Source organism: Chamaesiphon sp. VAR_48_metabat_403 (assembly GCF_031422475.1).
Classification (GTDB): domain Bacteria; phylum Cyanobacteriota; class Cyanobacteriia; order Cyanobacteriales; family Chamaesiphonaceae; genus Chamaesiphon.
On the sequence record NZ_JANPLS010000133.1, the window covers coordinates 1 to 8,529 of the forward strand.

Sequence of the window (8,529 nt, forward strand, 5' to 3'; positions counted from 1 at the left end):
CCCTACTCCTGGCAAGCGTTGTAATTGCTCGATCAGATTGGCAAGGGGGCGCGTGTAAGCCGTAATCTTTGCTCCTAAAAATCGATAGAGAAAATTATTATACCATTTTGGAATTAGGCTTTAGGGATTAGGTTTTAGGTATTAGGGAAGAAGGGTAAAGGGTAAAGGGTAAATCAATATCTATACTATGCTTCCCACACTCCCCACACCTCCCACACCCCCCACACTCCCCACACTCCCCGTCCCCCCATCCCCCCGTCTCCCCGTCTCCCACACCCCTTGTCCGATCGGGAAAATTCCGAATACACTATAAGCTGTAGCTTTTTTCCCACGCGCGTGTTCGATCGACCATCCTTGCTTATCGATCTGCTGACCAGTGGGTGGGTGGTAATTGTCTTTACGCTATTATTTGGCGTATTACCATCGATCGCATTTCCACAAACATCCTTACCATCATTTGCCAGTCGGCTAGTCGGTGCCTTTATCCGCACGGTTACCACGATTGCAATCGGGAGTATTTTGTGGGTCAAGTTGGGCTTATTTACGTGGATTACGGCGGTGTTGGTATATGCGATCGGGTTGGGAATCGGCTGGATGGCTCGCCATCAGTGGCAATCTCGACCGAAATTCGAGCAAATAGGACATCAAATTGCGATCGCGACGGTAGATATTTTCGATCGCGGCGTATCCGCACGCCAGATCGCTGACTGGTTATCGTTTCCGTGGCAGGCGATCGCGCGGGCGATTCAAGCTCAGTTCGAGCCGCAACCGCGACAGCTAGCATCGAGGGCTACCCCCGCCGCTCGTACTCCCAAACTACACGCCAGACATCGCTGGAGTTTGCCCTTAATTATGCTCGCGGCGATTGCGGCGATCGCGATCGTCGGATCGACAGTGTGGTTGCGGTTCGAGCATCCGCTGACCGAATTTCGCTTTAGCCATCCCGATATCTACGAGCAGTTACTCATTACCCAACAGATCTTGGCGCGAGACTTACCCCAAGTTAAATATCTACCGATTTTCGAGAGTTTAGCCGCCTTTATTACAGCACTCAGCGGCGTTCATCCCCTTCAAGTCGTGCAGTTATTGGGGGCGATCGTTGGTAGTTTACTGGTGTTGAGTATCGGCTATACGATCGCCGCGCTGACTAAAAATGGGACGGCAACATTGGCAGCAATGTACAGTTTGGGTACTTATTTATTTACCTGGAATCTGCCGATTTCCCAAAGCTTGCCCATAGCAGTGCAGCAATGCCTGAGGACGATTGCCGACGCGCTCGATCGGGGCTTGATTCGATCGTGGGCGGCGAGTGATGCCGAACTCGGTGCGCTGTTTGCGATTTTGGCGATCGGATGCAGCACCCAAATTGCCAGAACCAAACAACGCCGGGATGCAATAATCAATACCCTTTGTTGTACGCTTTTAGTTGCCGCAATTTCCCCTCACATGCTGGTATTAATCCTATTTGGCGGCTTCGGGAGCATTTTTGGGCGGCAAATGGCATTATTTACAATTGGTGTCTCCTGGACGCTGCTAGCGATCTTAGCGGCGATTCCCGATCGCCAGTTGCCGCTCTTGGCTGAAATCTTACAGACATTACCGATCGGCTTGAGTTTGTTAGTAGGATTATTATTTATGGCGATTTCAGCGGCGAGTAAACCATTATTTGCCAGTTGGTCGTCACCGATTTGTCTGACGATCTTCATTGCTATTACGCTTAATTTTTGCCTGCCGCCATTACCTGCGATCGACTATCTCGAATACGATGCCGCCGCTCGTAAAGCTGTGGAAATCGGGCATATATTTCCCCCCAAACAGTGGACTGTCGTGGCTCCGATCGAGCAACTGTCTCAAGTCTACGGTCGTGGCTGGTATGAAGATGTTGCCGAATTTACCGATACTTATCAATACCGGGTTAAGGCTGCTAACTTTCACTTTCCCCACAAAACACCATTACTAGTATTTGCCGAAAAACAGCCCTTCACCAACGATAAGCCAGAATATCCAGTCCCCTATTCCGTACTCACCGATCCTACCTATCGCAACTATCGATCGCCCAGCGGTCGGAAAAAATTGACCGCCGCTACATTACAATTATGTGAAACCTATCGTCGATATCATCCCGATAGCCGCATCTATTATGAAAACGATCGGTTGCGGATTTATCAATTTGCACCTAATAGCGGTTAAAAAAAACGCCCCAACTTACCAATGGCAAGTCAAGGACGAATAATCAGGGTGCATCTACCACTCCTATATCCATGCTCCCCCCACCCCCATCGGGATGAATTTAAATAAATAATTAATTTACTAAAAAAACGCCCCAACTTACCAATGGCAAGTCAGGGACGAATAATCAGGGTGCATCTACCACTCCTATATCCACACTTCACCCACCCCCATCGGGATGAATTTAAATTATTTATTTTAGATAGGAGATGGGAGGCGGGAATCTACCCACCCCGCCCTAATTCCTTCGGAAAGGCTTCGCCAACGAGCACCTATCCAGGGCTACCGTGTATACAAATCTCTAGCTCGAAGCGAAATTGGTGGGAATCCCCCTGTCTTGTCGGTTTTTTATTCGGGGGGACCCCCCGAATAAAACCGCCGCTAAATCCCCCTTTCCAAGGGGGATTTAGATCTCGAAACGAAGTCCAACAGACTTGTGTATACACCGTAGCCGCCAGGGAGGGAATTTTACACCTCTTGTCGGTACGCCTAAAACCTAAAACCTATGACAACCGTAAAAGCAGCGATCGACAGCATGATTCAATCCCGCACCGTCGATACCGGAGTGGTAAGCGGCTTGAGTCGGCAAATTATTGCCCAGATGAATACCTTACAGACGAGTATTTTACTCAACTTTGAGAGCCTCCCAGGGATTGCCAGTACTGGCGGATCTCACTTAAACCTTTATCTTCAGGCGGGTGCGAAAGAATCGCTACGTGCCGCGCTGAAAGCAGGTATCGCCCAACAGCCCAATCTCAAAATGACCGTTAGCTCGGCTTATCGCACCGTCGCACAGCAGCATATTCTCTATCAAGTTTATCGGCGCGATCCTAAATTAATTCCCTTAGCTGCCAAACCGGGCAACAGCAATCACGAAGATGGATTGGCGATCGATGTTAGCAATCATCAGGCGTGGAAGCCCTATTTGCTGGCGCATGGCTGGCAATGGTTGGGTGCTAACGATCCCGTCCATTTTTTTGAAAATAACGGTCGCGATGACGTAGGAAACTTGGGTGTGAAGGCTTTTCAGAGCCTGTGGAATAAATATCATCCCAACGATTTAATGACTGTCGATGGCAATTTTGGCGACCAAACCGCCGCAAAAATGGATCGCTGTCCGATCGCGGGTTTTAGCCGCGTCACTAGCTTTCAAATGGGCGATACCGGATCGATAATCAATCGCATTCAGCAAAGTTTGACCAATGTCGGTTATCCTACCCCCGTGACTGGTTCGTTCGATCGACTCACGAAGGAGGCGGTAATTAAGTTTCAGACTAAAAAAGGACTCGGTGCCGATGGTGTCGTCGGCCCGATGACGCTCAAAGCTTTGGGCATTAGGTTGTAAGATCGTCCACATGAAGGAAACCATCAATCCGATCGGTCTTTATAATTTGGATAGGCGATCGCATTAGTTTCGATCGATCTGTGGGTATCTTAAATACAGAAAACTGCATAAAAACGATCGAGAGATTGGTAAATAATGCGTTAAGATGACAATCGATAAATCGTCCGCTAGAAAAAATGGGATAGGCAGTGGCAGAAAAAAATTTGGAAATAGAGCTACCAGATGCAAGTGTAGCTGCGGAATTGAATCAGCTTTTGAAAAATACCATCGTGCCTAAGGAAAAACCGAAAGTAGGTGCCAAACATCAGCCCCAACCCGAAGCTCCTCAGGAACCTTGGACGATCGAAGACAGTGAAAATCTATATCGGATTCAAGGTTGGGGCGAGCCGTATTTTTCAATTAATGCAGCCGGACACGTTACCGTCGCGCCACAAGGCGATCGCGGTGGCTCTCTAGACCTCTACGAGCTGGTTTCATCTCTGCAACAGCGCAATTTAGCCCTGCCAATGCTAGTCCGGTTTTCGGATATTTTAGAACACCGGATCGAACGATTGAATGCCTGTTTTGCCAAAGCGATCGCCCGGTATAATTACGGCGGCGTGTATAAAGGTGTCTTCCCTGTCAAGTGCAATCAACAAAAGCACCTGATCGAAGATCTGGTTAAATTTGGCAAGCCCTATCAATTCGGTCTCGAAGCAGGTTCCAAACCCGAATTAACGATCGCGATCGCCATGCTAGATAACCCTGGAGCCTTGCTAATTTGCAATGGCTACAAAGATCGCGAATACATCGAAATGGCGATGCTAGCGCAGAAATTAGGGCAAACGCCGATTATCGTCCTCGAACAGATCGAAGAAGTCGAAATCGCGATCGCCGTCGCGCAATCTTTGGGCATCAAACCCAATCTGGGCGTGCGTGCCAAGCTCAATGCTAAAGGAATCGGACGCTGGGGCGTATCTAGCGGCGATCGGGCTAAATTTGGGCTGACGATTCCCGAAATTATTATGGTGGTAGACAGGCTCAAGGCAGTTGATATGCTCGACTCCTTGCAACTGCTCCACTTCCACATCGGTTCGCAAATTTCCTCGATCTCGGTCATTAAAGATGCGATCGGCGAAGCTAGTAAAATCTATGTAGAACTCGTCCAATTAGGGGCGAATATGAAATATCTCGACGTGGGTGGCGGTTTGGGTATCGACTACGATGGTTCGCAAACCAACTTCCATGCCTCCAAAAACTACGATCTCCAAAACTACGCTAACGATATCGTCGCCGAAGTGCGCGAGACTTGTAACGAGAAAAATATTCCCGTTCCCACTCTAGTCAGTGAAAGCGGACGCGCGATCGCTTCTCACCAATCGGTACTAATTTTTGATGTTCTCAGTACCTGCGACGTGCGGACAGATTTGCCCCAACCTAGCACCCAGCCAGAACATCAGATCGTCCGAAATCTGTGGGAAACCCACGCCAGCATCAGCCCCGAAAATTATCGGGAAGCCTTCTACGATGCCAATCAATTTAAAGATGAAGCCATCAGCCGCTTTAAACTCGGCTATTTGAGCATCACCGAACGATCGCGCGCCGAACAACTGTATTGGGCTTGTTGTCAAAAAATCCTCGATATCGCCAAATGCGAGGAATATATGCCCGAAGATTTGGAAGAACTCGAACAAATCATGGCATCGATTTACTACATCAATCTATCTGTATTCCAATCGGCTCCAGATAGTTGGGCGATCGATCAACTGTTCCCGATTATGCCGATCCATCGGTTGGGCGAAGAACCCACCCGGCGCGGCATTCTCGCCGATCTTACTTGCGATAGCGATGGTAAAATCGACCAGTTTATCGACCTCAAAGATGTCAAACACGTTCTCGAACTACATCCCCTAGAACCGAATAAACCTTATTATTTAGGCTTATTCCTCGGCGGTGCTTATCAAGAGATCATGGGCAACCTTCACAACCTGTTCGGCGATACCAATGCGGTTCACATTAAACTGACACCCAAAGGTTACAAAATCGAACACGTCGTCAAAGGCGATACCATGACCGAAGTTGTCGGCTACGTTCAATACGATGTCGAAGATCTGATCGAGAGCGTTCGTCAAAAAGCCGAACAAGCCCTCCTCGAAAACCGGATCGAAATCTCCGAAGCCCAACGCCTGCTGCAAAACTACGAACATAGTTTGTCGCAGTATACTTATTTGGCTCCGTAAGAGGGAATAGGGAATAGGGGATAGGGGATAGTGGATAGTGTTTTAACCATCCAGTCTCCCAGTCTCTCCGCTCCCCGCTCCCCCCTCTACTGCTACGGTGTATACACAAGTTATTTGAGTTGCTGCGTAGTCCTTTTACCCCACCCCAGCCCTCCCCTTATAAAGGGGAGGAAGCAGGAAAAGCCCCCCTTTATAAGGGGGGTTGGGGGGGTAACACCATCTCATCAGAAGCCGATCCAACTTGTGTATACACCGTAGCTCTCTACTGATATCTCATGATGCGATCGAAAATAACCTTTTGCTTGGGATCGATAATGCGTACCGAAATTCTGGTGTAGTGACCAGCTTTGAGCCGATTTCCGACTGGCGTAACCTGATAACTATACCCATTCCGCTTCCAAATATAGGTTCGCCCTTGCTGAGTCGATTGAGTACGTGGAATAGTCACACACCGATTTTGCGGATTGCAACTATGATATTCGCCACTACTACTAAGATCGAGGATATAACCACCACCCTTATAAGCACCTGAAATAAAACTCGAATTGGCTCCCACCGCAGTTGTCATGCCAATTATCGCGATCGAAATACTCTGACACAGAAATTTGGTAAATTTCATCATTGCAATTCCTCCACTGATAGGCTTATATTCTAGTGTCTTTCAATATTTAGCTGTTGCCGATAGCTAGATTCAAAGATCTTTGTGGCTGGATTGAGCGATGCAACCCTTGGTAGGGGTAATTCATGAATTACCCCTACCAAGGGTTTCATCGATTGCACCTTGATAAATCATCCACAGATCCAACAATGCCCAAAGATCTTTGTGGCTGAATTCGCTTTATAATATGAGGCTTGGATTTATATCCTCTTATATAGATATTTTTAGCTGTAATTATTAATTTTTCGATATGTCCGATTTTTTGTTAGAAGTTGGTACTGAAGATTTGCCCGCAGGCTTTGTCGGCGATGCGATTCGACAGTGGGAAAAGATGATTCCAGCCAGCTTGGCGGCTGAAGCTTTGAGCGATAGTAGTATTCAAATTTATGGTACGCCACGCCGCCTGTCAGCAATTATTACTAATTTACCCGATCGGCAACTCGATCGGGTCGAAGAAATTAAAGGCCCTCCAGCCGCAGCCGCTTATAAAGATGGCGTACCGACTCCCGCAGCGGTAGGGTTTGCTAAAAAGCAGGGTGTAGATGTTACGAGATTAGAATTGCGCCCCACAGATAAGGGTGAATTTATCTTTATCACCAAAAAGATCGCGGGGCGAGATACTAAAGATATTCTGACAGAATTAATCCCGCAGTGGATTTTTAAATTAGAAGGTAAACGCTTGATGCGGTGGGCGAATGGGGAATTAAAATTTCCCCGTCCGATTCGCTGGTTGGTAACATTATGGAATGAAGATATCTTACCGATCGAAATTGTTAATGGCGAGGATGTCGTTAAAAGCGATCGCATTTCTCAAACTCATCGCGTCCTCCATCCCGAAACAGTTTCCGTCGTTTCAGCCGCCCAGTATTTAAAAACCTTGGGTGATGGCTTTGTAAATGTAGACCAAAATCAACGTAAAACCGATATCCAGCAACAGATTCAAGCTGCGGCGACCAAAATGGGCGGGGTCGCCGAAATTTATCCCGATTTACTCGCAGAAGTAGTTAACTTAGTCGAATATCCCACCGCCGTAGTTGGTAGATTCGATGATGACTTTCTCAACTTACCCCCGGAAGTAATTACCACCGTAATGGTGACGCATCAGCGATATTTTCCAATTTTTACAGATATCACCAAACAGAAATTATTACCAAACTTCATCACGATCTCCAATGGCGATCCGGCAAAATCTGAGATTATCGCCGCCGGAAATGGACGCGTCGTGCGGGCGAGATTAGCCGACGGACAATATTTTTATAATGCCGACTTAGCTCAACCATTAGCCGACTATTTACCCAAACTAGAAACCGTCACCTTCCAAGCCGATTTAGGTTCCGTAAAACTCAAAGTCGATCGAATTGTTACTAATGCAAACTCGATCGCATCTCAATTAAATCTCACTCCCCAACAGTCTCAAAATATCGATCGTGCAGCCTTACTATGTAAAGCCGATCTCGTCACCCAAATGGTCGGCGAATTCCCCGAACTCCAAGGAATAATGGGATCTAAATATGCGATCGCCAATGGTGAATCGATCGAAGTAGCTACTGCAATTGTCGAACATTATTTACCCCGCAATGCCGAAGATAGCCTTCCCCAAACCTTAACCGGGCAAATCGTTGGGATAGCCGACAGGCTCGATACATTAGTCTGTATCTTTGGCTTGGGCATGTTACCCACAGGCTCATCCGATCCTTTCGCCCTCCGACGTGCGGCAAATGCAATTATTAATATTGCCTGGAATGCTAACTTAGGCATAAATCTAGAACAGTTAATCGCTAAAATCATCGCCGAATTCAAGCAGATTCGCACCCAAGTCAATCCCGCCGAACTCACCAAACAATTGCAAGACTTCTTCATTCAAAGATTGCGAAATCTCCTCCAAGAAGACAAACATATCGACTACGATCTCGTCAACGCCGTCTTAGGCGAAAACGATCGCGAATATACCCAACGCGCACTAACAGACTTACTCGATACCCGCGAACGCGCCCTATTTCTCCAACAAATTCGCTATAACGGCACCCTTGAAAGTATCTATCCTACCGTCAATCGATCGAGTAAATTAGCCGCCCAAG

5 protein-coding genes and 1 pseudogene are annotated in these 8,529 nt (G+C 47.5%); 4 read left to right on the plus strand and 2 right to left on the minus strand.

Annotated features, from left to right (window positions below):
* Positions 1-114 (minus strand): annotated as a pseudogene (locus RMO79_RS24460) (recombination protein RecR); the annotation flags it as partial.
* 165 nt (positions 115-279) lie between these two features.
* Here RMO79_RS24460 and RMO79_RS06565 point away from each other — a divergent pair.
* From RMO79_RS06565 to speA, 3 genes are all read left to right on the plus strand, one after another.
* Positions 280-2,190 carry a hypothetical protein gene (locus RMO79_RS06565; RefSeq protein WP_310482257.1) on the plus strand — a complete coding sequence of 637 codons (1,911 nt, stop codon included), beginning with the start codon at positions 280-282 and terminating at the stop codon, positions 2,188-2,190.
* A 544-nt stretch (positions 2,191-2,734) separates the two neighbouring features.
* The gene (locus RMO79_RS06570; protein ID WP_310482259.1) at positions 2,735-3,574 is read left to right on the plus strand and encodes a peptidoglycan-binding protein; all 840 of its coding nucleotides are present in this window, start codon (positions 2,735-2,737) and stop codon (positions 3,572-3,574) included.
* 269 nt (positions 3,575-3,843) lie between these two features.
* Positions 3,844-5,793, plus strand: coding sequence for a biosynthetic arginine decarboxylase (gene speA / locus RMO79_RS06575; protein WP_396136543.1), 1,950 nt, complete (start codon positions 3,844-3,846; stop codon positions 5,791-5,793).
* Positions 5,794-6,055: 262 nt separating this feature from the next.
* Here speA and RMO79_RS06580 read toward each other — a convergent pair whose 3' ends face one another.
* Complete coding sequence (locus RMO79_RS06580) at positions 6,056-6,415, minus strand: hypothetical protein (RefSeq protein WP_310482262.1); 360 nt, start codon at positions 6,413-6,415, stop codon at positions 6,056-6,058.
* A gap of 286 nt (positions 6,416-6,701) precedes the next feature.
* Between RMO79_RS06580 and glyS the strand changes: the two genes are divergently transcribed.
* A partial coding sequence (glyS, locus tag RMO79_RS06585; RefSeq protein ID WP_310482263.1) for a glycine--tRNA ligase subunit beta occupies positions 6,702-8,529 on the plus strand: 1,828 nt, incomplete at its 3' end.